Genomic DNA, 26547 nt, shown 5'->3' with positions numbered 1-26547 from the left:
AAGGATAATCCTATGAAACTGGCAGTCAGCGGAAAAGGCGGCGTAGGTAAAACGACATTTTCCTCTCTTCTGGCGAGAACCCTGAGCGACCGCGGCAAGACCGTGCTGGCCATCGATGCCGATCCGGACGCCAACCTGGCAGCGGCCCTGGGCATCACCGATGGCGACAGCGTCAAACCCATCGCCGAAATGAAAGAGATGATCTTCGAGCGAACTGGTGCCCAGCCCGGTACCATCGGCGGATTTTTCAAGCTCAATCCCAAAGTGGACGACATCCCGGATACCCTGTCCGTCCAACTGGACAACATCAAGCTCATGCGCCTGGGCAGTGTCAAAAAAGGCGGCGGCGGCTGTCTGTGTCCGGAATCCACCCTGCTCAAGGCCCTGGTAACCCATGTGGTGCTGGGCCGCAACGAGGTGGTCGTCATGGACATGGAGGCCGGCATCGAACACCTCGGGCGGGCTACGGCCCAGGCGGTGGACAAGCTGATCGTGGTGGTCGAACCCGGCCGACGCAGCATCGATACCGCCGAGCATATCCGGCGCCTGGCATCGGAAATCTTCCTGAAAAACATCGCCATCGTGGGCAACAAGATACGGGGGCCCAAGGATGAAGAATTTTTACGCACCCACCTGCCCGATTTCGAGTTTCTGGGGTTCATGCCCTACGACAACACCCTGATCGAGGCAGATCTTTCCGGTGCCGCTCCCTACGACACCGCGTCCACGGCCAAGCAGGTGGTGGCCGACATCATCGACCGGCTGGTCTCCTGAACCGATGAACCAACATTCCAAGAGTGCCCCGCGTCGACGACGCCGGTATCCCTCACGGCGACCGCCCCGGGGCAAGGAGTCGAGTCACCGGCCGAAAATGGCTCCCGGCGCCGATAAGAAGCTCGAATCCGTTTTTTCCGGCATCGGCGTTCCCCGGAACCGGCCTTTCAAACCGGACCGGTTCCAGACCGATGCCGTCGCCGCCATGGCCGAATCGGACTGCCTGGTCACCGCCCCCACCGGCGCCGGCAAAACCTGGATTGCCGTCCAGACCATTCGACGAACCTTCGAATCGGGCGGCAGGGCCTGGTACGCTTCGCCCCTCAAGGCCCTGACCAATGCCAAGCTGATCGAATTTGCCGAAATCTTCGGCCCGGAGAATGTGGGCATCCTCACCGGCGACCGCAAGGAAAGCCCCGACGCACCCATCATCGTCGGCACCACCGAAATCCTGCGCAATCAGCTCTACGACGCCATGCACCAAGGCGTTTCGATGAATACCGATCTGGTGGTGATCGACGAGGCCCATTTCCTGGGGGATGAAGAACGTGGCGTGGTGTGGGAGGAGACCCTGATCTACCTGCCCGCACGCATTCCGCTGCTCATGCTTTCGGCCACGGTGGGCAACGCCGGTGCCATCGCCGACTGGCTGACAACCATTCGCGGCCGATCCTGCCGGGTGGTGGCCGAAACCCACCGGCCCGTGCCGCTCTATCCGCTGGGTCTGCACCCCTCGGGCACCCTGATGCCCCTGACGGTCACAGGAGAAAAAGGCGGCAAGAAACTGTACCGCAAGGTGGCCGCTCTCGCCGGGGGGAAAAAAACGTCTGCACCCACGCACGGCCGGGGATTGCCGCCTTTCGGCGATATTCTCCGCGTGCTCAAGGCCTACGATCTGCTGCCGGCCATCTTCTTTCTCAAGTCCCGCAGCGACTGCGATGCGGCACTTAAGTTCTGCCACGGCGCCGTGCCGCTGCCGGTCGACCGCAAGGCTGCCATTTTCGACCGCATCGCCGAACTCACCGAGAATTCTCCCCACCTGGCCCGCCACCGCCAGCGCATTCACATGGAGCAGGCCGGGGTGGCTTCCCACCACAGTGGCCATTTGCCCGGTTGGAAAGTGGTGGTTGAAAACCTGATGAGCGAGGGGTTGCTTACCGCCGTTTTTGCCACTTCGACCGTGGCCGCCGGGGTCAATTTTCCGGCCCGCACGGTGGTGTTCTTCAATTCGGACCGTTTCAACGGCACCGAATTCGCACCCCTGGACGCCACCCAAATGCAACAGATGACCGGACGGGCCGGACGGCGTGGCATGGACAAGATCGGGTTCGCCCTGGCCGTGCCCGGCCGCTACATGGACCTGCGCCTGGTAGCCCGCCTGCTTTCGTCGCGGCCGGGCAAGGTACACAGCCGCATCCGCATCAACTTCTCCATGGTCCTCAACCTTCTGCTCTCCCACACCCCGGAACAGGTCGAGGAACTGCTCAAGCGCTCCTTCGCCACCTGGCTGCTGATCTCGAAAGCCGCGGACAGCCCCCAGAAAAGCCGCATGGCCGGTGTTCACGAAGTTCTATGGGAGGACTTTCTGCGCCATCTGGATTTTCTCAAGGAGACCGGCTTCGTAGACACGGCGAACCGGCTCACCGACGACGGCATCTGGGCCTCTCAGCTTCGGGTGGACCAGCCCCTGCTGGTGGCCGAATGCCTGCGTCAGGGCCTGCTGCCGGCCGGAGATGCCGCCCAGATGGCCGGTGTTTTCGCCTGCTTCGTCAACGAAAAGGAGACCGACGACCGACTGGAAGGACGCCTGGTGCCCAACCGGCTGAAAAAAACCGTCGGCCGCATCCACAAAAAGCTGACCGGATTCGCCCGCCACATGAAATCCCGCGGCTTCGATGTGCGCGACCTCTACCTGCGGCCTGCCGCCATGACCCATGCCTGGGCCGCGGGCTATCCCTGGGAGCACGTGGCCAAAGACTACAGCATGCCCGAAGGCAACCTGGCCATGCTGATGATGCGCACCGCCGACAACCTGCGCCACACCGCCAATCTGACGGATGTCTTCCCCGAAGCGGCCGCCACGGCCCGCGAAGCCATCGGTCTGATCATGCGTTCGCCGGTGATCGAGGATGAGACAGAGGGCGGAGATCAGATGGCTGAGGACTGATGAAAGGTTCGACAAATCCCCGCAACCGCTTTTGACAAGCCGGAGCGTTGCATTATTTTTTCTTTACCGAAAAGAATCGATCCGAACGTCAACAAAAACAAAGAGGAGAAATCCCATGCTGAGCACCGATAAAATTACCAATGCGTTTGCCGCTATTTGCGAAGAGGCCGAAAAAATTCAAAGTCAGGATGTTTCCGACGAAGTAAAAACCGGCGTGGCCACCATTATCTCCATTGCCAAACACCAGAGCGACATCCGCGGCGCGGCCAAGGGAAGCTGCACAGCGCACGCCAAGGCATGATCAACACATAAAAACAACAATCATCTCATCACTGCGCAGTTGGCTTTGGTAGAGGCACGGCGCGCCGCGCCCCTACGTGGGCTCGTCGGACGTTGCCTGCCGTTTCAGGTCGGCGTGAACCATCCTGATTTCTCCGTAGGAGAATTCGTTGCCCAACGCCTTTTTGACGGCGCTGAAGGGTTTGTCGTGCAGGCGGGTCAATTCGCGTTCGATGGCCTGGCGCTTTTCGGCAGAGACCAGTGCATCGACGGGCACCCGGCCCGTTTCCACCCAGTGGGCCATGTGCCCCTCGATGGTGGCAGGAACCAGTCCCCTTTCTTCGGCAATCTGTGCCAGGGTCATCCCTTTCTCGAACAACTCCAGGCTGGCCTTTTTGGTGTCGGCCCGCGGCGCTTTTGGTTTTTTGGGTTTGGTCTTCACCGGGGTGGCGGGCTCGGGCAAAATCACCGTCTCGATTTCCTTCTCCCTGCGGTATTCGGCTACCATGGCGACGAGCAGTTCACCGTAGCGTTCGGTCAGGCGTTTGCCCATCCCTTTGATCCGCTGCAATGCCGCCAGAGTATCGGGCAGATGGACGGCGATCTGGATCAGCGTCTTCTGGTGCAGGACCCGGAATGCTGCGACACCCTCTGCCTCGGCCGTGCGGCTGCGCCATTCTTTAAGGGTTTGGAACAGTTCCGGATGGGCGATGTCGGCCTCGGTATAGGTGGGTGCCTTGGGGGTGTCTTTTTTCTGGCCGGCATCGACGGCGGCCTGGGAAACGCCCCGGAAATAGTCCGAAGGCGAGAATCCCCAGCGGCAGGACCTGACGGCGGCCAGTTTGACCGCTAGCGTTTCTCTTAGAAGTTTAATGGCGTTATTGATCTTCTTTTTAAGGGCCTCGTTGTCCGTATCCACGTGCAGATCGGCGAGTTGCCGGCCGGGGCCGGAATCGATCTTCTCTTCGAAATAGACCGATGCCTTGGCGATCCGCTCCAGCACGGCGTCATCGGCCGCCGGCAAGGTGGATGCCGGGAAAAGGCCCTGCAACTGGCGTTGGAAACTGTCTCCCACGGAACAGATTTCTTCCTCGATGCCCTGTTGCATGGCCGGGATGTCGGCCACGCCGGACGCCTGCACCACCTTGGCATTGCCCAGAATCAGTCCCGCCGTTCGTCGCAATAGCCCGCGCAAGGCTCCGAAGTCGAAGCATTCCAGCAGCAGCCGCTGCTGGTATTGAATCTTGGCTTTCTGCAGATGTTCCCGGGAAGGGGGATTTTTCAGCGCCTCCTGGCTGAAACGGACGATGACCGGGTCGGTTTTGACGGCCGAGGGTGCCAGCGGACGGGAAAGCACCATGCCGTCCAGTGTTCGGCAGCGGCTCAAAGCCACATACACCTGCCCGAATGCAAAGGCAGCCTGGGCGTCGATAACCGCGTTGTCGAAGGTCAGGCCCTGGCTCTTGTGAATGGTGATGGCCCAGGCCAGCCGCAGGGGGATCTGTTGAAAGGTGCCGATGATGCTTTCCTCGATCTCCATCGTTTTGCGGTTAAGGGTGTATTCTATGTTCTCCCAGATGGCCGGCTCGACCAGGATCTCATCCGCGTCCTCGGGGCACCGGACGCGGATCTCGCTGCCGTCGATTTCGGTAATCGTTCCGATTTTGCCGTTGAAGTAGCGTCTTTCCGGCGAAAGGTCGTTGCGCACGAACATCACCTGGGCGCCTGGCTTCAGCCGCAGGGTCGCAGCCGTGGGGTAGATCGCTTCGGGGAAGTCTCCCTCGATCCGGGCCTCGAAACGATGGCTCGACGGCGTCAGGGCCTTGAGCTTCGACTCGTTGATCGTGTCCGCCTTGCGATTGTGGGTACTCAGGGTGATATAACCTGCTTTTTCGGCGGGAACGAAGTCGGGGATGCAGCGGGCGTTCAGCTTTTCCAGAGCAGCAGGATCGACCCGATTGTTTCTGACCCGGTTGAGCAGATCGATGAAGCGGTTGTCCGCCTGGCGATAGATGTGCTTAAGCTCGATGGTCACCATGTCAGTCTGCCCCAGGGCACGGCTGCTGAAAAAATAGGGTGACGCGTAGTGCGGTTGCAACAACTGCCAGTCCTGTTCCCTGACCACCGGCGGAAGCTGGAAAAGATCGCCGATCATTAAAAGCTGAACGCCTCCGAAGGGCTGTTCGCTACGGCGGTAGCGGCGCAGCACGCTGTCCACACCGTCCAGCAGATCGGCGCGCACCATGCTGATTTCGTCGATCACCAGCAGATCAAGGCTCTTGATAATGCCAAGCTTCGCCTTGCTATATCGATACTGGGAGCGGTTGGCTTCGCCGCCCGGCACGAAAGGCCCGAAGGGAAGCTGGAAGAAGGAGTGCAGGGTCACCCCGCCGGCGTTGATTGCGGCCACTCCGGTGGGCGCCGCAACCACCAGACGCTTGGGGCTACTTTTTCTCAGGTTGTGAAGAAACGTCGTCTTGCCGGTGCCGGCTTTGCCGGTGAGAAAAACGTGGCAGCCGGTATCGTTAACGAATTCATCGGCCAGCTCGAGTTCAGGGTTGGTCTTATCCATGGCTAACCTGTCAGAGTCCACAGCACCGTAATCCCCCCCACCAGCAAAAACAAGCTTTCCACCAGAAATTCCAGCCGCATCCCCGGAAGCATGCGTCCATTTTCATAAGAACCCACCAGGACCAGCATGGCACCCGGGCACAACACTAATGCAAAACCGAGGCTGGAAAACAGACCGACGGCCGACGCAGCCGCGGGAAGCAGCATGCACCCGGTCAGAATCCCTTTCAGCAGAACGAGAGTACGCCGGCTGCCCAGCAAAATGGGCAGGGTTTCCTTGCCCATGATACGGTCCCCCTGAACGTCCAGCAAGTCGAAAAAAGCTGTCCGGGCGAATACCATTGCGGTGGCCCAGACAATCACAACCGCAATGGAGGCGGTTAAAAAACCTTTGGCGGCGACACCGGGAAGCAACACAGTCACCACCCCCCAGGCAGCGGCGATCAAAAACGTCTTCGAACCGGGGATGTCCTTGATGCGCCGATATTTCCAACCCGGCAGGTCCGGCAGGATATAAAGGTTGTAGGAAAGGCCTAAAAGACTCATGACCGAAAGGATCACGAAAGCGGCGGTGCCCATTTTCGCCGCCGCCAGGATTCCCAGCCCCCCGGCGGTGATGGACAGGAGAGAAAGTGGCAGACGGTAATTTTCGTAAAAGCGGGCCCGTTCCGGATCGTTGTACCTGTCCTCAGCAGTACCGGTCAGGTGGTTGAGCAGATGCATGGAGAGGACATATAGCATGGCAACGGCCAGCGGCGCCGCGTCCACCGGTATGCCCAGCAGATCGATGCAGGCCAGGCAGAGGCATCCGGCGCCCAGGGCTACATATCCGTTGGTCAAGAGCAGGATCTGAATCAGGTGGTAGAAAAAACTAAAGACGCCAGTCTCTTTTTTGGCCGCAAGCCGTTCGAGCCTTCGAAACACCCGCTTGATAATCCAGTTGGGCGTCGATGCACCGGCTGTGATGCCGACTCGGTCCACGCGGTCCAGAAACTGCGGCTCCAGTTCATCCTCGGTCTCAACATGATAGGCCGGCTTGCCGCTTTCGGCGGCGATCTGGAACAGCCGCTGGGTGTTGCCGCTCTGCTTGCCGCCCACAACGACAATGGCATCGACCTGCCCGGACAGTCGTTTGACTTCCGCCTGGCGTTTTTCGGTGGAATCGCAGATGGTATCGAAGGTTTTGTAGTGCGGGTGGTTTTCGTGGGCCCAGTTTTTTACCTGTTCGTAAAAATGCGTGTTCTGGGTCGTCTGGGCCACGATGATGGCCTGATCGAAGGCCGGCAGGGCGCGGACTTCTTCCATGGAGCTGACCACATGCCCGGAAGATCCGGCATACCCCATCAGCCCGACGACTTCAGGGTGGTCCCTGTCCCCGACGATAATGGCGGAAAAGCCTTTACGGGCATGCACCCGGATAATGGTCTGCACCCGGATGACCCTTGGGCAGGTGGCATCCACCACCTTGAACCCGGCCCATTCGAGTTGTCGCTTGTCCTCGGGCGGCACCCCGTGTGCACGGACAATCACGGTGCCGCTCCCCTGCCGGGGAATCTCTTTCAGGACGTGGATGCCTTTGCCCGCAAACAGGTCCAGCACCTGGGGATTGTGAATCAGGGGGCCGTAGGTATGGATGGGTTCTGCATGTTTGCCCGGCGCATCCAGGGCCATTTCCACAGCCCGCCGGACACCCATGCAAAATCCGGCGGTTTTGGCGATTTCGATCTTCATCCGTGGACCGATACTGCCTTCAGGAATCCAATTCCTTGAGAAACACCTTGTGATCCACCAGGGAGAGCGAATGAATGGCCGCCCGCAGGAATTTCTGTTCTCCGAAAATATTGACCAGCTTGAGGCCATCCTTTTCGGGAAGAACGTCATCCACCGCTTCCATGACCAGCGTCTCTCCGGAATCGGTGAGCAGATAGGCATTGGCTTCGCACATGGGGTTATCCTTTCCGATTATGAGGTCGCATCCAACAGCGGTTTCAGGTGATCCACGATCAGCATGTCGACCAGATGGGGCAGCGGATCCCGGGACACGCCGATAAGATCCACGTTCTCCTGGGAAATGGGCAGAATCAATTTGGCCGCTTTGCAGCCGGAAACGGCTTCGGCCATTTCGGGGGTCACCTCGCCCATCATGGCGTGGGCCAGCATGATGCACAGGGTACCGATCACCACGTCTACCCGGGCGACGGTGCGGACGATGGCATTTTCGCCGGAGGCACCCCGGTTGGCCCTGGCCTTGAGCATCTGGGCCGTGGCGATGGCATTGGTTCCCAGGGCGATAATCTCGACTGACTCGCCGAAGTGTTCCTTGATCCTTTTGATGATGGTGCTGCCGATCCCCCCCCCCTGGCCGTCGATCACGCAAATGGTCTTTCGCTGAGATACCTGATTCATGCAATTCGCCTAACCGCTAAAATTGTGATTTCTTCGTATTGGCCAATACGTGCCCGAATAGCATGCCACATCAATCCATACCACTTGTGATTACTTATAATTCAGTTAGTGCCCATTCAGAAATAGGAAAATTTGGTCGAGATCGAGGCGCACGACCAAATTTTATCTCGGGTTTTACCGCAGACGCCCCGAAGGAAGTTCCCTTGGGGAGCATATGGTTGATTTTTCGAGGATAAAATTTTTTGCGCAACAAAGATATCGGGCAAATTGGCCATTTCTGGATGGATGCTGTTATAACTTGCCGATACGGGCCTTTTCCTTACGCTTACGCTTGGACAGCCTCCGGCTGGGCCCCTTTTTTCGCGTGGTGGGCACCCACCCCCTGGAATCGACGGTTTCGCCGTCGCCCTTTATCGCCAGGTAGCTGGCCATGGCAACCTTTTCTTCGAAGGAGGGGGAGTCCATCACCGTGGCCCCTGCCGATTCTGCGGCAGCCATGACTTCCCTGTCGCTGCTCACCACCAGTGCTTTGGTTTTCTCTTTTCGGGCCATGCGCCGGATCAGGTCGTCGGCACTCTCCCCTCCCTGGGAATAGCGGATGGTGATGCCCTTGGCGCGTTCCCGTGAGCCATAAAGGGAGGGCTGGCCCGCGCCGTCGAATACCACGGTAATTTTATGGGGCTTGATTTTCTTGTAGGCGGCCAACAGATCGACGAGCGCCTCTCGCCCCAGTTGCAGATCCTGCCGGTCCAATCGGGCCAGGTCGGAGGACTGGCGGATCAGGTTGTAGCCGTCGATGATGATATGTATGGCCATGCAAAATTTCACCCTCGCAGCAGGGTCAGCAGCCGATCCAGATCGTCATCGCTGAAAAAATCGATTTCCACCCTTCCCTTCTTGCCTTTGCGCTGAATGCGCACCCGGGTTCCGAAATGACGGGCCAAGTCTTCGGAAATATCGTTGAAGTAGCGCTGTTCGGGTGTCATCTCCGGGATAGGAGCCGGTTTTTTCTGCCTGTTGATGCGTTTGATCAGTGCCTCGGTTTCGCGCACCGACAGTTTTTTGGCCACCACCTCCCGAAAGGCGGCCTGCTGCTTGGCCGGCGTATCGGCACCCAGCAGGGCCCGGGCATGCCCCATGCTCAAAGTGCCTTCCATGATGCTGCTTTTGATCGGGTCGGGAAGCTGCCTAAGCCGCAAAAAATTGGCCACGGCACTGCGGCTTTTGCCGACACGCTCCGCGGCCTGGTCCTGGGTCAGCTCAAATTCGCTGATCAACCGATGGTAGGCCTCTGCCTCTTCCATGGGATTGAGATTTTCCCGCTGGATGTTTTCCACGATGGAAATCTCCAGCATTTTGCCATCGGAGATCTCCTTGACCAGTACGGGGACCTGGCTTAAACCGGCAAGGGTGGCTGCCCGCAAGCGCCGTTCACCGGCGACCAGTTCATAGCCCACGTCGTCGGGGCGAACCAGCAGGGGCTGGAGAATACCCTGGCTGCGGATCGATTCGGCCAGGTCCTCCAACTCGTCGGACGAAAACTGGCGTCTCGGCTGATAGCGATTGGGCCGGATCAGGTCGATGGCACAGAAAAAATAATCTTTCCGTGCGGCGGCGGGTTCGCCGGAAATACCTTCCACGGAACCTAGGTCCGGAATCAGGGCGTCAAGTCCCCTGCCCAGGGCCATCTTTCGTTTTTTCTTGGCGCCGGTGCCGGCGCTGGTCGTTTTTCGCTTTTCTGGCATGCGGTATCCTGGAATCGTTGCAACCGGCCCGGCATCGCGGGCAGGCGTCCAACCAATCGGCGTAAACGCCTCTGTCAGGCGTGACCGGCTCGATTGGTGGCCATGATCTCCTTGGCCAGGGAAAAATAGCTGACCGCGCCGGGAGACATGGCGTCATAAAGCAAAATGGGCTGTCCGAAACTGGGCGCCTCCCCCAGGCGGACATTTCTGGGAATGGTCGTTTTGAATACCAAGTTCTTGAAATGGCTTTCCGCGTCCTCGGCCACCTGGTGACTGAGGTTGGTCCGGCGGTCGAACATGGTAAGTAAAATACCGGCAATGGTAAGGCCCGGATTCAATCCACTCTTGATGCGTTGGAACGTTTTCACCAACTGGCTGAGCCCCTCCAGCGCATAAAATTCGCACTGCAGGGGAATCAGCAGCGAATCCGCCGCTGTCATGGCGTTTACGGTCAGCAGGCTCAATGAGGGGGGGCAGTCGATTACAATGTATTCGAAATCCGCTTTTACCGACGCCAGCAGACGCCGCAGGGCATGCTCCCGCCGGGGCCGGTCCATCATCTCGATATCGAATCCGATCAGTTCCACCCGGGAGGGCAGGACTTTGAGGGACTCGATCTGGCTGTCCACGATTACGGCATCGGCGCCCGCATCGCCGATCAGCCCGTGATAAAGGGTTCGGGACAAAAGGGATTTATCCAACCCCACCCCGGTAGTGGCGTTGGCCTGGGGGTCGCAGTCCACCAGAAGCGTCGGTTTTTCGGAAACGGCCAGCGCTGCAGAAAGGTTGACGGCCGTGGTCGTCTTACCCACGCCGCCCTTCTGATTGGCAATACATATGATTTGTGCCATGGCGGTCAGCTTTAGCATAAAACATGCTGTTTGAAAAGTAGATTAGAATGTGTCATCCTATGAGAAGAAGAAAATCGGGGCGGTTTTTTCCACCCCAGGAGACAATTGTTAACATGCCGATAAAAAATAAAATTATAGCGGTTTCCACGCTCACGGCCTTTTTCTTTTCCGCGTGCCTGACTGTGGTTCCCGAGGGAGCGTGCATCACCATTCAGGAAGAGCGTGAGCTGGCCAAGGAATTCATGGCGGTGGTGGAAGCGCATTATCCCCTGATCAAAGACCCGGTTATCGTGGACTACGTCAATCGGTTGGGAAAACGGATTCTGACGGCGGTGCCCCCCCAACCGTTCGAGTACCATTTCTATGTTCTTCGGGAAGATGTTTACAACGCTTTCGCCACCCCGGCCGGACACGTCTTCTTCAACAGCGGGCTGTTCGCTGCACTGGACTCCGAGGAGGAACTTGCCGGCATCATGGCCCATGAAATCGCCCACGTGGTCTGCCGCCACATCTCCCAGCGCATCGAAAGCCAGAAAAAAATCGGCATGGCTACCCTGGCCGGCATGGTAGCCGGGGTATTGCTGGGCGCCGGCGGGGCGGCCGAGGCAGCCAGCGCCGTAACCGTCGGATCCATGGCCGCCGGTCAGACAGCCGCTCTGGCTTACAGTCGCAATGACGAAAGACAGGCAGACCAGTTGGGTCTGGATTTTTTAACCCGGGCGGGATACAGCGGTGAAGGGCTGTTGACATCCCTGGAAAAAATTCGCAGCAAACAGTGGTACGGATCCGCGCAAATCCCGACCTACATGACCACGCACCCGGGGTCGGAAGAGCGCTTGAGCTACATCGACAACTGGCTGCACCAGAATCGCGAAAAAACGTCAGCACCGCAGGAGGAAATCGGCGGATTCAACCTGGCCCACACCCGCATCGTTGCCCTTTACGCCGACAAGGACTCGGCCCTGAAACGATTTCAAACGGAGCTGGCGTCCTCGCCGGACGACTGGATGGCCCACTATGGATACGCGCTGGCTTTAACCCGTGAGGACAAATGGGACGAGGCGGCCGAACACATGAAACAGGCCATCGAAGGCAACGCCATGGCCACCCACATGCTTCAGGATCTGGGGCAAATTTATTTCCATGGCGGCCATTATGAAAAAGCGCTCCAGGCGCTGTCTGCCGGAAGTTCCGCAAAAAATCCCAAAGGCCAGCTATACCTGGGCCGCACCCTGATGGAACTGGGTCGCCTCGCTGAAGCCAGGGACGCCTTCGAAGATCTGGTGCACATCCACCCGGACCAGACCCAGGCCTATTACTATCTGGGAGAAAGCAGCGGCCGGCTGGGTGATATGTTCGGCGCCCACTACAACCTGGGACGCTATTATCAGCAAAAGGAAGACATGAAAAACGCCGATTTTCACCTGAAGCGGGCCCTGAAGCTGGCCACCGACGATTCTCAAAAGCAGATGGTTGAACGCCAGCTTAAAGAAATGAAACACCCGGGCAAGGATAAGAAACCCGGCCCCGGATGATCGGACGAACTAGTGCTCATCCAGAAATCGGTAAATTTGGTTGAGATCGAGGCGCACGAAAAATTTTACCGCAGGCATATGGTCGATATTTCGAGTATAAAATTTTTCGTGCAACAAAGATATCGAGCAAATTGGCCATTTCTGGATGGGCACTAGCTGCGGTCGAATCTTGAAAACTGCATGGAAAAGGTCCCCCGACCCTGGGTGGCCGAACGCAGGCTGGTGGAATAGCCGAACATCTTTGCCAGCGGGACGGTGACCTTGATCATCTGGACGCCCGCTTTGGGTTCTATGGCCTCGATCTTGCCGCCCCGCGCGTTTAAATCCCCGATCACCTCCCCCATGAAATCTTCGGGAACAATCACTTCCACGGCCATGATGGGATCCAGCAGAAAGGCCCCGCCTCCGGCCAGTGCTTCCCGTACGGCCATGGAGGCGGCCACGGTAAATGCCAGTTCGGTGCCGTTGGATTCCTTTGCAGCGGCAGCGGTCAACACCGCCTTGACATCCACCACCGGATACCCCATGAGGCTCCCGCTTTCCAGGGACTCCATCACCCCTTTTTCTACCGCCTTGATCAGTTCCGGCGTCAGCGCCGCTTCTTCGAGACGGGATTCAAAGCGGTTGCCTTCACCGCGCGGCAGCGGTTCCAACCGCAACGAGATCTCTGCGTAATGGCGGTGTCCGGCGACTTCTTTGTCGAAAACGGCATTCCCATCGGACGTGGATTCGATGGTTTCCCGATAAACGACCTGGGGCTTGCCGACATTGACCTGGGTATTGAACTCCCGCTGCATGCGGCTGGTGATCACCTCCAAATGCAGTTCCCCCATACCCGACAAAATGGTCTGACCGGTGTCTTCGTCCTCCCTGACCCGCAGGGTGGGATCTTCAGCCATGAACTTTTCCAGCACCTGCTGGAGCTTTTCCTGGTCACTGTGGGTCTTGGGCTCCACGGCAACGGATATCACCGGTTCGTAAAAATCCATCGTTTCCAGCAGCACCGGATGGTCCTGCTGGCAAAGGGATTCCCCTGTGGAAGAAGCCTTCAGTCCCACGACGCCTACAATGGATCCGGGCCCCACCATGTCCACCCGCTCTCGTTTGTTGGCATGCATTTTGAGAATTCGTGACAGCTTTTCCTTCTGCTTGCGGCTGGGATTGTAAACATCGGTGCCCGCGGTGAGTTTGCCGCTGTACACGCGCACATAGGACAGTTTGCGGCCTTCGATCATCGAAACCTTGAAAATCAGCGCGGCCAGGGGGGCTTTTTCGTCGGGGAGGCACAGAATCGTTTCGCCGGTATCCGGATGAACGCCCTTGGTGGCGACCACATCGCCGGGGCTGGGAAGGAAACGGACAATGGCATCCAGCAACGGCTGGATCCCCTTGTTTTTGAGTGCGCTGCCGCACAAAACCGGAACCAATTCCAAATCGACAGTTGCTTTGCGGATAGCTGCCAGGATGGTTTCCGTTTCAATGGGCGCCTCAGCTAGATAGGCCTCCATGATGTCATCATCCACTTCGGCCAGGGTTTCCAACAACTGCTCGCGATGCATCTTTGCGTCGTCTTGCAGATCGGCGTCGATCTCCCCGGTGCTGTAGCTGGCCCCCAGGGTATCGTCGTCCCATTGAATCTGCTGCATGCGGACGAGATCGACGACACCGGAAAATTGATCTTCGACGCCTACCGGGATCTGGAGAATCAGCGGTTTGGCTTTGAGCCGTTCGCGCATCATCTTCACGGTATTAAAAAAATCGGCGCCAATGCGATCCAGTTTGTTAATGAAAGCGATCTTGGGAACCTTGTAGCGATCAGCCTGGCGCCAGACCGTCTCCGATTGGGGTTCCACGCCGCCTACAGCGCAAAAAACGCCTACGGCACCATCCAGCACGCGCAGACTGCGTTCCACCTCGATGGTAAAGTCCACGTGTCCCGGTGTGTCGATAATCTGGATGTCCTTGCCATTCCACTGGCAGGTCGTGACCGCAGAAGTGATGGTGATCCCCCGCTCCTGTTCGTCGACCATCCAGTCCATCACCGCTTCACCGTCATGAACTTCGCCAATTTTATGGCTGCGCCCGGTATAATAGAGAACCCGCTCGGTAACCGTCGTCTTGCCGGCATCGATATGGGCGATAATGCCAATATTTCGTATATTGTCAATTTTTTCTTTTTTCTTCATCTTGTCAGCAACATATCCGCAGTTAAAGGAAATTCGAGAGCAACATGACCTGTCAGCGTTTCGGAATCGGCACCGTCAATCAGTAGTTTCACCCGGTCGATTTCCGGTACATTGAGGACCAGGGAATTGACCACAGAAAATAGGGTCAATTGTTCCTGACGGCAACTGCCGGGATGATTTTTTCGAAAATGGATGGAAAAATCAACCACTGCCGTCCCATCTTCCAGCAAAAAGAAAGACCTCAGCCGGGTACCCGGTGGAATGGTGGCCCGTTTTCCACCGGCGGGCCCGTTGATCAATTCCTGTACAATCTGTCTGGCGTAAGCAGCCGGATCGCCGAAGTCGATCAGCACCCGCTCTTCGCCGACGAGAAAAGGCTTCTTCGCATCGGCAAAATATAGGTGCGCGACCTGCTTTTCCCCCTCATCGGCATAGCCGGCCAGCGGCGCCATGGCGGCGTTGCATAATACCAGCCCGGCAATCGCCAGACGGACGAACCTGTGCAGGAGTGGATCCGCTATGCCTCCGGTCACCTTCATCGATGCGTTCCTGTTGCATGGCAATCGCCGGTAACGATAGACCGGCGCCAATATCTGATGAAGCATGGATGTATGCCAAGGCTCCTTTTATGTCAAGCACAACGCGGGCCGGAAACAGGGTGGGCCGCATTTGGATTTATTTTCTAGTTTTCGTGGCCATGCATGCAACGATGTTGATTTCAAAATCGCTTTTCTGTTTGTTTCATTAGCGTAGTGACGGGGTTTATCCCCGTCTTTGCCAATCGGAGCGGATGAACCACGCCTCTAAGCTATGCCAAAGCAACTATACGGATTTTAAATGTGATTACAATGGGCTCGGCAACAAGGTAGCGCCGGCTTCTACCGCTGTCGATGGGCTGCATAAAAAGCGGCGGCCCAAGGCAGGATACCACTTGCCCGGGCCGCGAAATCGAAACTGTCGAAGGTACGATCAGATGGGGCTGCGTTCGCCGTATACCGAAAGTGCGAACACTTCGGGGCCGGTATGGCAGGTCACCGTGGGCCAGCCCCTGCCGCTGATCACTTCGTAATCCTTGATCGGAATCTGATGGAGCTTGCTCATTAGCCGATCAAAGGCTCTGTCGACAAAAGCCTTATTGCTGTCCGCTCCATAGGCCTTGTAAATTTTAACGTTGTGCGGACGCTGGGAGATAAACTCCAGCGAGGCATCCGCGATGCGTTTGATAGCCTTTTCCATTCCTTTTTCCGTTGAAAACGGGGTTACCATGCCGTCATCGATAATCAGAACGGGCTTCATTCGCAGCAGGGTGCCGACCAACCCTTTGGCCCTGCCGATTCGGCCGTTTTTCACGAAATATTTGAGGGTAGACGTCGAGAGCAACACCTGGGCGGATTGGGTGATCTCCGGCAAGGCGGCTTCCACCTCGCTCATGGACCGGCCTTCATTGATCATGGCAATGACTTTTTCCGCCACAAAATAGCCACCTGCAGAAACATGATTGGTGTCGATCACATGAACCTCGAGACCCGGTATAAACCCCTTGGCTGCCTGGCTGTTACTGAATATTTGGGAAAGCTTCGAGGACATATGAAAATCGATGACCCGTTCGTACCCCTTGGCTTTGAGCGCCTGGTATTTTTTGATCATATCCGACTGGGAGGGTGGTGAGGTGGCAAAATCCCTGACCTTGTCCACTCTTGCATAAAACTGCTCCTGCAGCAGTTGCTCTCCATCCACGTAGCGCTTCCCGTCCAGCAGGATATTGATGCCCACAAACTCCAGATCGTACTTTTTCATGAAAGACAGTGTGGGTTCGCATCCCGAGTCCACCATAAAAGCGGTTTTCTTCTCCGTCATGGGTTTTTCCTTCCTATACCGTCCAATCCGTTATACGCAGCTCAATTCAGCAGAATTCTTCTATCTTTTCATCCTGAACATGTCAAGCGAATGTAAACATCGTATACTTTCATTATTTTTGTTAATGCTCTGTAGCCATTGGCGGCGGAAGGTCTGGTATAAAAGAGTAATGCCCGGCAGGAAGACAACGGCAGAAGATGGTTGGGGACAAAAAACCCGGCGCCCCTGCACCGTTGGCAGGGAGCGCCGGGTTGGTAAAACGGTTATTAAATTACAGCTCTTCGATGGCCTCGGTCAGTTCGGGCAGAAATTCGAGTATGTCGGCTTCGATGCCCACGTCGGCCACCTGGAAGATCGGCGCCTTGACGTTCTTGTTGATGGCCACAATAAACGGAGAGCCCTTGATCCCGCCCATGTGCTGGAAGCTGCCGGAAATCCCGCAGGCCAGGTACACCTTGGGCTTGACCGTCTGGCCGGAAGTGCCCACCTGGCGGGATTTTTCCAGCCACTTGGCATCCACGATGGGACGCGAGCAGGATACCACTGCGCCCATGGCCTCGGCCAGTTCCTGGGCGATTTCGATGTTCTCTTCGTCTTCGATGCCGCGGCCCACGGATACCAGCACGTCTTCCTTGGTGATGTCCACGTCACCCACTTCGGCTTCCACGATTTCCAGGAAGGTGCGTTTGGCCGAAAGGTCGCCCGCATCGCCAGATTTGTCTTCCACGCTGCCGCCGGCGGATTTGCTCTCGTCCGGAGCGAAGGCGCCGGGACGCACGTTGATCACAGCACCGTTGGAAATGTCGGCGCTCACGTGGGTGCTGACCATGCCGCTGTACTCCTGGCGGATGACCTTCAGGGTGCCGCCGTCGGCGCCTTCGATGTCGACCGCGTCCGAGACGAAGACCGAGTCCAGCTTGATGGACAGGCCGGGACCCAGGTCCATACCGAAGGTGTCGTGGGGCATCAGGATGATGGCATCAGCCGGCAAAACATTGACCAGCAGTTTGCGCACCACCTCGGCGTTGGGATAGGCCAGCGCCTCGTTGCTGTATTTGAACACCTTGGGATAGGTGGCGGCCACTTCGTCGGCCACCTTGTCGCAATCGGCGCCTGATCCGGTCACGATGGCCGTTACGGCCGCACCGGCATCGATTTTCTTGGCCGCAGCCACCAGTTCCAGGGCCGAATCGTCGGCCACACCACCCTTGTGTGTAATGTATGCATAGATATCCGCCATTATTTCAACCCTCCTTTGGCCTTCAAGAGTTCAATCAGCTTGGCAACGATCTCTTCGGTGCTGCCTTCCAGCATCTCGGCGCCCTCGCCCAGTTCAGGCACGAAGTAATCCAGGCGCTTTACCTTGGCGCCATCGGCGCCCACGCTGGACGCGTCCACGCCCAGGTCGCCGGCGCCCATCTCGGGGATCTCCACCGAGGCCACCTTGCGGATGCCGCGGATACCCACGTAGCGCGGTTCGTTGATGCCGGTCTGGATCGACAGCACGCAGGGCATTTCGATGCTGTTCATCTCCTGGTTACCGCCCTCGATCTCGCGGCCCACCTTGAGCTTGTCCCCGTCCACCTCGACCTTGTTGACCAGCGAGGCGTAGGGGTAGTCCAGCATGGCGGCCAGCATGCCACCCACTTCGCCGGCACCGTCGTCGGCCTGGGCGCCGGTGAGGATCAGGTCGTACTTGCCCTTTTCCACGGCCGCCTTGAGCAGCGTGGCAATTCCTTTACCGTCCGAGCCTTCGAAGGCGTCGTCGCACAGCAAAAGTCCGTTGTCCGCGCCCATGGCCATCTCGCGGCGTAGCACCTCTTCGGACTCGTCGTCGCCCACGGTAACCACCGTAACACTGCCACCCACGTTGTCGCGGATCTGAATGGCCTCTTCCACCGCGTAATTGTCCCATTCGTTGACCGAGTAAACCAGGTCGTCGCGTTCGATATCGCTGCCGTCGCCGTTGACTTCGATCTCGTTCTCAGCGGTATCGGGAACCCGTTTCACACAAACCAAAATTTCCATAGTTACCCTCCCTGTTTCAATTGTGAATTCTAAATTTTAATTTTCGAATGATGGCCTTCCGGCTATTCATAATGGAACGGAAAACCTGAATTTAAAATTCGTCATCCAACATTAAATATTGCTATTCCATGTGCTGGCAGATCAGTTCCGATAGATCGATCGCTTCCATCTGGCCTTCCAGACCGGCCACCTTGATGGCGTCCTCCATGTTGACCAGGCAGAAGGGGCACGCCGTCACAATCACATTGGCCCCGGCCTTGGCCGCCATCTCCACCCGCAGCACTCCCATGCGCTGTTCTTCTTCCGGTTCGTAAAAGAGCATCAGGCCGCCGCCGCCGCAGCAAAAGGATCGGTCCCGACTGCGCTCCATTTCCACCCGCTTCAAACCGCCGATGGCGTCCAGCACGGCCCGGGGGTCGTCGTAAACATCGTTATGGCGGCCCAGGTAGCAAGGATCGTGATACGTGTATACCTTTCCGTCGCCATTGGCGCTTTTCAGCCGGATGGCACCGCTTTTGACATTGCGGGCGATGAACTGACTGATATGCTCCACCGGCGGCAGTCCCTGGTAGTCGTTTTTCAGGGCGTTGTAGGCGTGGGGGTCGGCGGTGACGATATGCTTGGCCCCGCTTTCGAGGATGGCGTCGGTATTCATCTCCTTCATTGTCTGAAAAAGCATCTCCTCACCGAAACGCCGGATTTCGTTGCCGCTGTCCTTCTCCAATTTCCCCAGGATGCCAAAATCGGAACCGGCCCTGGACAAAATGGTGGCCGTGGCCTGGCCGATCTCCTGCATGCGGTCGTCGTAAGAAGTGATACTGTCCACGAAATAGAGGGCTTCGGCCTTCTCCTTGCCCAGATCCTTGACCTTGACGTCTTCGGGCAGAGCCTTGGTCCATTCCGCCCGCTTTTTCTCCATTTTGCCCCAGGGGTTGCCGCGTTTTTCCAAAGCCTTCAAAGGCTTTTGCAGGCTCTGGGGCACCAGGCCCTCATCCACCATTCCGCGGCGCATATCGACGATCTTGTCGATGTACTCGATGCCCAGGGGGCACTCCTGCTCGCAGGCACCACAGGTGGTACAGGACCAGATTTCGTCTTCCTCGTAGATGGTACCGATGAGGTCTTCGCTCTTCTTGAACGGGGCGCCGTAAGGATAGATGGGATAGTTCTTGAACATCAAGTCCCGACCCTTGATGGAGATGAAGCGCGGCGACAAGGGGCGCCCAACAGCGTTGGCCGGGCAGTTGTCCGAGCAGCGACCGCAGTCGGCGCAGGAATAAAAATCGAGCATGTGCTTCCAGGTGAAATCTTCCAGTTTCTTGACGCCAAAGGACTCCAGATCGTCCAGGTCCTCATCCTTGATGCCATGTCTCACCGGCTTGATGTTGCCTCGATTCAGGCGCATGAAGAACACATTGAAAATGGAGGTAATCACGTGGAAATGCTTGCCCAGGGGCAAAAAGCAGAGGAAAAAGAAAAAGGTCAGATCGTGGATGTAGTAGGCCACGATATGAATGGCCTGGAGCGTTTTCGTGGAGACCCCGACAAGGGCGGCCTTGAACAGCCAAGCCAGGCTCAGCGGCGCCAGGAATTCGGCGTGCAGTCCGGCCTGGGTGTTGGCGGCCACGCTGCTGGCTTCGAACAGGCTTTCGGAAATCATCAGGGTGGAAATAAGCCCCAGGACGAACAGGGCCTCAGCCGTGTGGTCGTGCCCGTATTTGGCTGGAACGGCGTAGCGGGCCGGTTTGACCACGCCCCGTCGCCAGGCGGCGATGGCGCAGGCAACCAGTACGGCTGTAGCGGCGTAATCTTTCAGGAAGTTATAGACATGGCCGATCACACCGTCAAAACCGGGCATGACGAAATCAGGGAAGACACCGATGACCACCAGTGAGCAGGAACGGATGCTCAGGATTAAAAACCCCGCGAAGATGACGATATGCACCACGCCGGCCAGCATATAGCGCGGCTGGCGGTACTGGGCCAGCCAGATCTTAAGAACGCTGTATAGCCGCTGCGGGAGGCGGTCGAAGCGGCTATCCGGCGCCGCCTTGACCAGCGGTGCCATTCGGATGGCCATAATATAGGTAAACACAACGACCCCCGCCAGAGGAATCAAAATCGAGAACACCACGGTGGGGATGAAAAGAAAAAAATACTTTGCCGGAGCGATTAACGCGTTTTCCATGTTCTTCCCTTGTTCTCCCTTCGGTCTTGTATAGATCGGTTTTCCATGGGACGACTAAAAAATGAATGAGGACTCATTCAGTTTCTACCCACTGCTGTTTCACCTGTCAAGAAAAATTTTTGCCCGGGACGCCCTGCCCCTGCAAGGATATCGGGAGGTTCTCGCCTCTTTTACCTCTTGATTACAGGGTGTTGCCCGACCGGCCCACAACCCATCAAAAAAACAAATAACCATAAGAATTTCTTGACAAAAGCTGTTCTTTTCAATAAATAATGAAAATAGATTCAGCTGTTGAACAGCTTTATATTGCGTAAGGGGTTTCAGTTATACTGATTGCATCAGAAAAACAAGCAAAAAGGAGGTTCAGGTGACCGCAGACAACCCGTATTTATCCAAACCGTGGCTGGCCAGCTATGAAACCGGGGTCCCCGAAAACGTTCAATACGAAACCATCTGTCTGCCGGACTGCCTGAGACGATCAGCCAGGGCGTTTCCGGATAAAATGGCTTTGACATTCCAAGGCTACCGGGCGACCTATGCCGCTCTCGACGAAATGGTTGACCGGTTCGCCAACTGCCTGAACGATTTCGGGGTAAAGCAGGGAGACAGCGTCGCCATACTGCTGCCCAATGTCATCCCCTGCGTGGCGGCCTATTATGCCATTATGCGCATCGGCGCCATCGCCGTCATGAACAACCCACTTTATTCCGACCGCGAATTGGAGCACCAGTTCAACGACTCCGGATCCAAAGTGCTGATCACCCTCGATCTTTTGGGTAACCGCATGATCGACCTTCGCCCCAAAACCGAGATCAAACAGATCGTCATCACCAGTATCGGCGATTATCTGCCCTTCCCCAAGAACCTGCTCTTCCCGCTGGTGGGAAAGAAAAAGGGGCTGGCCGCCGATGTTAAATCCGCCGACAATGTCTATCGCTGGAAGGCGCTCATGGCACAATACACGCCCGATCCGCCTCAGGTGACACCGAACTTCGACGATGTCGCCATGTATCAATACACCGGCGGAACCACGGGCGTGTCCAAGGGCGTCATGCTCACCCACGCCAACCTGAGCAAGCAGGTACAGCATGTAACCGCCTGGTTCCCCGCTTTCGGCAGCGATGAAATCATGCTCGGCGCACTGCCCTTTTTCCACGTCTTCGGGCTTTCCACGGCCATGAACCTTGCCATCTACAAAGGCTGGGGCAATATTCTGATCCCCAAACCGCAGCCGCCGCAGCTTCTGGAAGCCATCGGCAAATTCAAACCCACGTTTGCCCCGCTGGTGCCAACCATGTACATCGGCATGCTCGAACATCCCGACATCGGCAAAACGGATCTGACCTCCATCAAGGGCTGCTTTTCCGGCTCCGCTCCGCTGCCGCTGGAAGTGATCAACGCATTCGAGAAAAAGACCGGGGCAATCATTGTCGAAGGATTCGGCATGACCGAATCCACGCCGGTCACCCACATCAACCCGTTCAAGGGGCAACGCAAGGTGGGTAGCGTCGGCCTGCCCATTCCCGACACCCTGGCCCGCATTGTCAGTCTTGACGACGGCGTCACCGACGTTCCCGTGGGCGAAACCGGCGAACTGCTGGTAAAAGGTCCCCAGGTGATGAAAGGCTATTGGAAGCGCCCCGACGCCACGGCGGAAACCATCACCGACGGATGGCTGCACACCGGCGACATCGCCAAGATGGACGAAGACGGTTATTTTTACATTGTGGACCGCAAAAAAGACATGATTATTTCCGGCGGTTACAACGTCTATCCCAGGGATATCGAAGAAGTCTATTTCGAACACCCCAAGGTGATGGAAGCTACGGCCATTGGTGTTCCCCACCCCAAACGCGGAGAAGCGGTCAAAGTTTTTATCGTTCTCAAGGAAGGCCAGACGGCAACTGCCGAAGAGATGATGAAATATTGCCAGGACAAGCTGGCCAAATACAAATGGCCCACGGAAATCGAATTTCGTGATGAACTGCCAAAGACCAATGTGGGCAAGGTATTGAAAAAGGACCTGCGGGCCATGGAACAGCAGAAAAAATAATTAAATAGCGTGGGGGCATGGCGCGCCGTGCTCCGGGACCGCACCTGAAGAAAACGGGGGTTGCATGCGCCATGCAATCCCCTTTTCATTTTCATCTCGCTCACATGCTCCGCATGGAAGCACCCTTTGGCTTTCATCCGGATTACGCAAGTTCCACGCCGGTGCGTGGGTGCCAAACAAAAAAACGGGGGTTGCATACGCATGCAACCCCCGTTTTATTTTTGAGCATTCGGTTTCAGGCAGACTGAAATCTATTTGCCGCCGAAAGAGTCCTCGCCGATCTCCACAGCCGCTTCGCATGTGGCCATGATGGCGTCCATCTTGCCCATGGTGATGGGAAGCACCGCCTGGGTGAAATACTCGACACTCTTCAGTTGGCCTTCATAAAACGGCTTGTCTTTTTTCTTGGCCTTGGCTTCCAATTTTTGGGCGGCAATAACGGCGCGCCACAGAAGCATCCAGGCCATAACCACGTCACCGGAAGCGTCCATAAACGGATGGGCAAAGGCGAAAGCGCTCAGCACTTTGGGAGACATGGCCGTGGCCCCCAGATGCATGGCGACCTCGCCCAGCCGGTTGAGGGCTTTTTCCAGTCTGGCGGCGTAATCCTGCAAGGCCTCGATTTCCTTGGCCTGGGCGAGCGTTTTCTGGATCTCGCCCATCAGATCCATGATGGGCTTGCCCTTGTTCATGCCCAGTTTGCGGCCCAGAAGGTCCATGGCCTGAATACCGTTGGTGCCTTCATAAATCATGGTGATACGGCAGTCCCGCAACAGTTGCTCCTGGGGATATTCCTTGGTGAAGCCGTAGCCACCGTACACCTGTACGCCCGTGCTGCACACTTCAAAGGCTTTGTCGGTGACATAGCCTTTGCAGATGGGGATCAGCAGATCAAGCATGCCCTGCAACCGCGCCTTTTCCCCATCGTCGTCGGCGATGGTGATCCGGTCAGTAAGGTAGCCGGCATAGTAGAGCAGGCTGCGCATGCCTTCCACATAGGACTTCATGGAAATGAGCATGCGCCGGACGTCCGGATGCTGAATGATCGGAACGCCGGGTGCGTCGGGATCCATCATCTGGAGCAGATTCTTGCCCTGGACGCGTTCCCGGGCATAGTTGACGGCGTTGAGGTAGGAGGCGCTGGCGCAGCAGAAACCCTGCATACCCACCAGCAGACGGGCCTCGTTCATCATCAGGAACATGGCCCGCATGCCTTTGTTCTCCTCGCCCAGCAGGGTGCCGATGCACTGGCCCTTGCCGCCCAGGGTCAACGAGCAGGTGGCGTTGCCGTTGATGCCCATCTTGTGCTCGATCCCCGTGCAGACCACGTCGTTGAACTCTCCGAGGCTGCCGTCGTCATTGACACGGTATTTGGGGACCAGAAAGAGAGAAATCCCCTTGGTGCCTTTGGGGGCGCCTTCGATGCGGGCCAGCACCGGGTGGACGATGTTCTCGACCATGTCGTGCTCGCCGGCGGAGATAAAAATCTTGTTGCCGGTGATGGAATAGGTGCCGTCGTCGTTCTTTACGGCGGTGGTGCTCAGGTTGCCCACGTCACTACCGGCCTCGGGCTCGGTGAGCAGCATGGTACCGGTCCATTTGCCGGTGAACATGTTCTTCAGAAACAATTTTTTCTGTTTCTCGGTGCCGAAGGCTTCCACCAGCAGGGCGGCTCCGTGGGTCAGCCCCGGATACATCATGAACGCGTAGTTGGCACCGTTGAAATAGTCACCGGCGGCCAGTGCCACGGTGCGGGGCATTCCCTGCCCGCCGTATTCGGGATCCTCCGGCATGGCCAGCCATTCCCCTTCGACAAACAGGTCGTAGGCGCGCTGGAAACTCTCCGGCACGGTGACCTTGCCACCATCGAAGACGCACCCCTGCTCGTCTCCCTCCTTGAGGGTCGGCAGGATTTCCTTTACCGCCAGATTGCGGGCCTCACTGATGATCAAATCGACGGTTTTCTTGTTGAATTCCGCGTACTTTTCATGTTCGCTGAACGCACCGACGTCCAACTGTTCATGCAACACGAAATCAACATCTCTCCTGTCAGCGATTACCTGTGCCATGGTCTGTCATCTCCTTGTTGCCTAGTGGATTCACCAAGAAAAGAAACGCTCCGGCGAAATCCGGTTATTTGTTCGATTTATCGACTGCTATTGACGATTCACGCCGATCCCCTTAATGAACAGGTCCACCAGAGGATCGGCCATGGTTACCAGATCGTATTTCCCGCCCGAATGGATCCAGGAGTTGATCACCTCATCCACGGCCCCGTTGATGAAACGCTTGACCAACCCCATGTACAGGTCTCTTCGAATGGTACCCTCTTCCTGTCCGAGTTCGACGACCTCGGAGATAATGTCCCGGTACATTTTGGACATCTCTTTGATGAGTTCGGTTCCCAGGGTTCGGTTCTGGTGGGTTTCGGCCTGGTATACGATGGCCATGTTACGATCTTTCTGAAACTCCTGGAGGTGGACTCGAATCAGGCATCTCAGTTTTTCTTCCGCGGTTGCCGGTTTGCTGACGGCCTCCCGGAAACGCTCGAAAATCTGACGGGTTTTGTACTGGTAGAACTGCACCAGGATGTCATCTTTGTTTTTGAAGTAGAGGTAGATGGTGCCATCGGCTACGCCCGCCTCTTTGGCAATCTGGGCGATCGTCGACTGGAAAAACCCCTGCTCGGCAAATACCGATATGGCGGCGTCGAGAATGCGCTGGTATTTGGCCATATTTTTCTTTTTCGTGACGATGGCGAACCTCCCGGAAACAACTATTTCTGAATGAATATTCATTCATTTATCAGAGAAAAAAACCTACTGTCAAGCCTTAACATTAAAAAATCCGAAAAAGCGATTACAAACCAATCCCCTCCTATCTAACTATAAAAATTAATATAATCCCCCTTTACGAGCACTCGGCCGAAACGGCTTTCAATTTTATCCGATCCATTTTGCATCCTGAATGAGCCTACATTCATTTTGCATGGATTTATCTCCGGTTGCCAGGACGGGGTTCGCGAACGACCTGAAAAACGGATCCTTTATATATTGACAGAATCGATTCGCTCAGGTTATTTTCGCAACTTGGCGCATATCTATGTTTCATGCCCCCCTTATCAGAATCATGCGTGAGGCATTATCATCATTCATGGCAACTCCCCATGCCATGAGAAACAGGAGGATTGTCTAATGATTGTTGCGGAACGAAAGCCCTTGGAAGAGGTCGGAGCCATGGTCAAGGACTACAATAAGGTCCTGACCGTGGGGTGCGGCACCTGCGTGGCAGTTTGCCTGGCAGGCGGCGAAAAGGAGGTTGGAGTACTCAACTCCGAACTGAAAATCGCCCGCCGCATGGAAGGCAACCCCATCGAAACCGGCGGTGCCACCGTCGAGCGGCAGTGCGACATGGAGTTTCTGGAAGAACTGGACGGCATTGTGGACGAATACGACGCCATCATCTCCATGGCCTGCGGTGCCGGCATTCAGTTCATCGCCGAACGTTTCCCCGAAATCCCCGTGTTCCCCGGCGTCAACACCAGTTTCATCGGCGTCAACCGAGAAGTGGGATGGTACGAAGAAAAATGCCGGGCATGCGGTACCTGCGTCTTGGGCATGACCGCCGGCATCTGTCCGGTCACCATGTGCGCCAAAGGCCTGTTCAACGGCCCCTGCGGCGGCACCAACAAGGGCAGTTGCGAAATCAATACCGACCAGCCCTGTGCCTGGCATCGCATCCACGAACGGCTGGCCAAGCAGGGCCGTCTGGAAAACATCATCGAAATTTGCCCGCCCACCGACTGGCGGAACCAGACCCCCCGCACCATCGTTCAGCCGGGTTACAAAGAGCGCCTGGCCGCCTTCGGCATCAAATAGCCGAGCAACCGGCAACCCCAAACCAAAAA

General features: G+C 56.8%; 21 protein-coding genes. 6 read left to right on the top strand and 15 right to left on the bottom strand.

The genetic code is table 11. From position 1 onward, the window contains the following. Positions 1-12: 12 nt before the first annotated feature. From GN111_RS28310 to GN111_RS28300, 3 genes are all read left to right on the top strand, one after another. Positions 13-774, top strand: coding sequence for an ATP-binding protein (locus tag GN111_RS28310; protein WP_155306963.1), 762 nt, complete (start codon positions 13-15; stop codon positions 772-774). Between the two features lie 4 nt (positions 775-778). Then, positions 779-2941 (top strand): DEAD/DEAH box helicase, encoded by a 2163-nt coding sequence (locus tag GN111_RS28305; RefSeq protein WP_231715589.1) that lies wholly within the window; start codon positions 779-781, stop codon positions 2939-2941. A 115-nt stretch (positions 2942-3056) separates the two neighbouring features. Further along, complete coding sequence (locus tag GN111_RS28300; RefSeq protein ID WP_155306962.1) at positions 3057-3242, top strand: hypothetical protein; 186 nt, start codon at positions 3057-3059, stop codon at positions 3240-3242. Positions 3243-3314: 72 nt separating this feature from the next. On the opposite strand, the gene GN111_RS28295 is transcribed toward GN111_RS28300, so the two are convergent. The 7 genes from GN111_RS28295 to GN111_RS28265 form a co-directional block, all read right to left on the bottom strand. Continuing rightward, positions 3315-5792, bottom strand: coding sequence for a helix-turn-helix domain-containing protein (locus GN111_RS28295; RefSeq protein ID WP_155306961.1), 2478 nt, complete (start codon positions 5790-5792; stop codon positions 3315-3317). Between the two features lie 2 nt (positions 5793-5794). Continuing rightward, complete coding sequence (gene ispH, locus GN111_RS28290; protein WP_155306960.1) at positions 5795-7522, bottom strand: 4-hydroxy-3-methylbut-2-enyl diphosphate reductase; 1728 nt, start codon at positions 7520-7522, stop codon at positions 5795-5797. A gap of 19 nt (positions 7523-7541) precedes the next feature. Continuing rightward, positions 7542-7736: a CooT family nickel-binding protein gene (locus GN111_RS28285; protein ID WP_155306959.1), complete on the bottom strand. Its 195-nt coding sequence runs from the start codon at positions 7734-7736 to the stop codon at positions 7542-7544. Between the two features lie 17 nt (positions 7737-7753). Beyond that, positions 7754-8197: a DUF3842 family protein gene (locus GN111_RS28280; RefSeq protein ID WP_155306958.1), complete on the bottom strand. Its 444-nt coding sequence runs from the start codon at positions 8195-8197 to the stop codon at positions 7754-7756. Positions 8198-8488: 291 nt separating this feature from the next. Further along, positions 8489-9013: an NYN domain-containing protein gene (locus GN111_RS28275; protein WP_155306957.1), complete on the bottom strand. Its 525-nt coding sequence runs from the start codon at positions 9011-9013 to the stop codon at positions 8489-8491. A gap of 8 nt (positions 9014-9021) precedes the next feature. Next, the gene (locus GN111_RS28270; protein ID WP_155306956.1) at positions 9022-9942 is read right to left on the bottom strand and encodes a ParB/RepB/Spo0J family partition protein; all 921 of its coding nucleotides are present in this window, start codon (positions 9940-9942) and stop codon (positions 9022-9024) included. 74 nt (positions 9943-10016) lie between these two features. Beyond that, the gene (locus GN111_RS28265) at positions 10017-10793 is read right to left on the bottom strand and encodes a ParA family protein (protein ID WP_155308184.1); all 777 of its coding nucleotides are present in this window, start codon (positions 10791-10793) and stop codon (positions 10017-10019) included. A gap of 113 nt (positions 10794-10906) precedes the next feature. Between GN111_RS28265 and GN111_RS28260 the strand changes: the two genes are divergently transcribed. Next, positions 10907-12328: a M48 family metallopeptidase gene (locus tag GN111_RS28260; protein ID WP_170302498.1), complete on the top strand. Its 1422-nt coding sequence runs from the start codon at positions 10907-10909 to the stop codon at positions 12326-12328. A gap of 152 nt (positions 12329-12480) precedes the next feature. On the opposite strand, the gene fusA is transcribed toward GN111_RS28260, so the two are convergent. The 6 genes from fusA to GN111_RS28230 all read right to left on the bottom strand — a co-directional run bounded on the left by fusA (position 12481) and on the right by GN111_RS28230 (position 20587). Next, on the bottom strand, positions 12481-14514 hold the full coding sequence (gene fusA, locus GN111_RS28255) for an elongation factor G (protein WP_155306954.1): 2034 nt from the start codon (positions 14512-14514) through the stop codon (positions 12481-12483). Further along, a complete protein-coding gene (locus tag GN111_RS28250) occupies positions 14511-15053 on the bottom strand; it encodes a GerMN domain-containing protein (protein WP_170302497.1) in 543 nt (180 codons plus the stop codon). Before GN111_RS28250 ends, fusA begins: the two co-directional genes overlap by 4 nt. A 430-nt stretch (positions 15054-15483) precedes the next feature. Further along, the gene (locus tag GN111_RS28245; protein WP_155306952.1) at positions 15484-16371 is read right to left on the bottom strand and encodes a DegV family protein; all 888 of its coding nucleotides are present in this window, start codon (positions 16369-16371) and stop codon (positions 15484-15486) included. Between the two features lie 271 nt (positions 16372-16642). Further along, positions 16643-17611, bottom strand: coding sequence for an electron transfer flavoprotein subunit alpha/FixB family protein (locus GN111_RS28240; RefSeq protein ID WP_155306951.1), 969 nt, complete (start codon positions 17609-17611; stop codon positions 16643-16645). Further along, positions 17611-18399, bottom strand: a complete 789-nt coding sequence (locus GN111_RS28235) for an electron transfer flavoprotein subunit beta/FixA family protein (RefSeq protein WP_155303516.1) — start codon at positions 18397-18399, stop codon at positions 17611-17613. Before GN111_RS28235 ends, GN111_RS28240 begins: the two co-directional genes overlap by 1 nt. Before the next feature lie 121 nt (positions 18400-18520). Then, on the bottom strand, positions 18521-20587 hold the full coding sequence (locus GN111_RS28230; RefSeq protein ID WP_155306950.1) for a (Fe-S)-binding protein: 2067 nt from the start codon (positions 20585-20587) through the stop codon (positions 18521-18523). A 367-nt stretch (positions 20588-20954) separates the two neighbouring features. On the opposite strand from GN111_RS28230, the gene GN111_RS28225 reads away from it, so the two are divergent. After that, entirely contained in the window at positions 20955-22640 is a 1686-nt protein-coding gene (locus GN111_RS28225) for a long-chain-fatty-acid--CoA ligase (protein ID WP_155306949.1), read from the top strand. Positions 22641-22891: 251 nt separating this feature from the next. On the opposite strand, the gene GN111_RS28220 is transcribed toward GN111_RS28225, so the two are convergent. Continuing rightward, a complete protein-coding gene (locus GN111_RS28220; protein WP_155306948.1) occupies positions 22892-24709 on the bottom strand; it encodes an acyl-CoA dehydrogenase in 1818 nt (605 codons plus the stop codon). Positions 24710-24796: 87 nt separating this feature from the next. Continuing rightward, positions 24797-25438, bottom strand: a complete 642-nt coding sequence (locus GN111_RS28215; protein WP_231715588.1) for a TetR/AcrR family transcriptional regulator — start codon at positions 25436-25438, stop codon at positions 24797-24799. A gap of 396 nt (positions 25439-25834) precedes the next feature. Here GN111_RS28215 and GN111_RS28210 point away from each other — a divergent pair, with 396 nt between their 5' ends. Further along, complete coding sequence (locus GN111_RS28210) at positions 25835-26518, top strand: methylenetetrahydrofolate reductase C-terminal domain-containing protein (protein ID WP_155306947.1); 684 nt, start codon at positions 25835-25837, stop codon at positions 26516-26518. The last annotated feature ends 29 nt before the right edge of the window (positions 26519-26547 follow it).

This window comes from Desulfosarcina widdelii (genome assembly GCF_009688965.1).
Lineage (GTDB): Bacteria > Desulfobacterota > Desulfobacteria > Desulfobacterales > Desulfosarcinaceae > Desulfosarcina > Desulfosarcina widdelii.
This window is presented reverse-complemented; position numbering and strand designations above follow the sequence as displayed.

Coding starts and splice junctions, on each gene's coding strand:
- GN111_RS28250 (WP_170302497.1), bottom strand. CDS start 15,053: ATGAAGGTGACCGGAGGCATAGCGGATCCACTCCTGCACAGGTTCGTC.
- GN111_RS28285 (WP_155306959.1), bottom strand. CDS start 7,736: ATGTGCGAAGCCAATGCCTATCTGCTCACCGATTCCGGAGAGACGCTG.
- GN111_RS28280 (WP_155306958.1), bottom strand. CDS start 8,197: ATGAATCAGGTATCTCAGCGAAAGACCATTTGCGTGATCGACGGCCAG.
- fusA (WP_155306954.1), bottom strand. CDS start 14,514: ATGAAGAAAAAAGAAAAAATTGACAATATACGAAATATTGGCATTATC.
- GN111_RS28260 (WP_170302498.1), top strand. CDS start 10,907: ATGCCGATAAAAAATAAAATTATAGCGGTTTCCACGCTCACGGCCTTT.
- GN111_RS28210 (WP_155306947.1), top strand. CDS start 25,835: ATGATTGTTGCGGAACGAAAGCCCTTGGAAGAGGTCGGAGCCATGGTC.
- GN111_RS28220 (WP_155306948.1), bottom strand. CDS start 24,709: ATGGCACAGGTAATCGCTGACAGGAGAGATGTTGATTTCGTGTTGCAT.
- GN111_RS28270 (WP_155306956.1), bottom strand. CDS start 9,942: ATGCCAGAAAAGCGAAAAACGACCAGCGCCGGCACCGGCGCCAAGAAA.
- ispH (WP_155306960.1), bottom strand. CDS start 7,522: ATGAAGATCGAAATCGCCAAAACCGCCGGATTTTGCATGGGTGTCCGG.
- GN111_RS28265 (WP_155308184.1), bottom strand. CDS start 10,793: ATGGCACAAATCATATGTATTGCCAATCAGAAGGGCGGCGTGGGTAAG.
- GN111_RS28215 (WP_231715588.1), bottom strand. CDS start 25,438: ATGAATATTCATTCAGAAATAGTTGTTTCCGGGAGGTTCGCCATCGTC.
- GN111_RS28240 (WP_155306951.1), bottom strand. CDS start 17,611: ATGGCGGATATCTATGCATACATTACACACAAGGGTGGTGTGGCCGAC.
- GN111_RS28305 (WP_231715589.1), top strand. CDS start 779: ATGAACCAACATTCCAAGAGTGCCCCGCGTCGACGACGCCGGTATCCC.
- GN111_RS28310 (WP_155306963.1), top strand. CDS start 13: ATGAAACTGGCAGTCAGCGGAAAAGGCGGCGTAGGTAAAACGACATTT.
- GN111_RS28245 (WP_155306952.1), bottom strand. CDS start 16,371: ATGACGGAGAAGAAAACCGCTTTTATGGTGGACTCGGGATGCGAACCC.
- GN111_RS28275 (WP_155306957.1), bottom strand. CDS start 9,013: ATGGCCATACATATCATCATCGACGGCTACAACCTGATCCGCCAGTCC.
- GN111_RS28230 (WP_155306950.1), bottom strand. CDS start 20,587: ATGGAAAACGCGTTAATCGCTCCGGCAAAGTATTTTTTTCTTTTCATC.
- GN111_RS28300 (WP_155306962.1), top strand. CDS start 3,057: ATGCTGAGCACCGATAAAATTACCAATGCGTTTGCCGCTATTTGCGAA.
- GN111_RS28235 (WP_155303516.1), bottom strand. CDS start 18,399: ATGGAAATTTTGGTTTGTGTGAAACGGGTTCCCGATACCGCTGAGAAC.
- GN111_RS28295 (WP_155306961.1), bottom strand. CDS start 5,792: ATGGATAAGACCAACCCTGAACTCGAGCTGGCCGATGAATTCGTTAAC.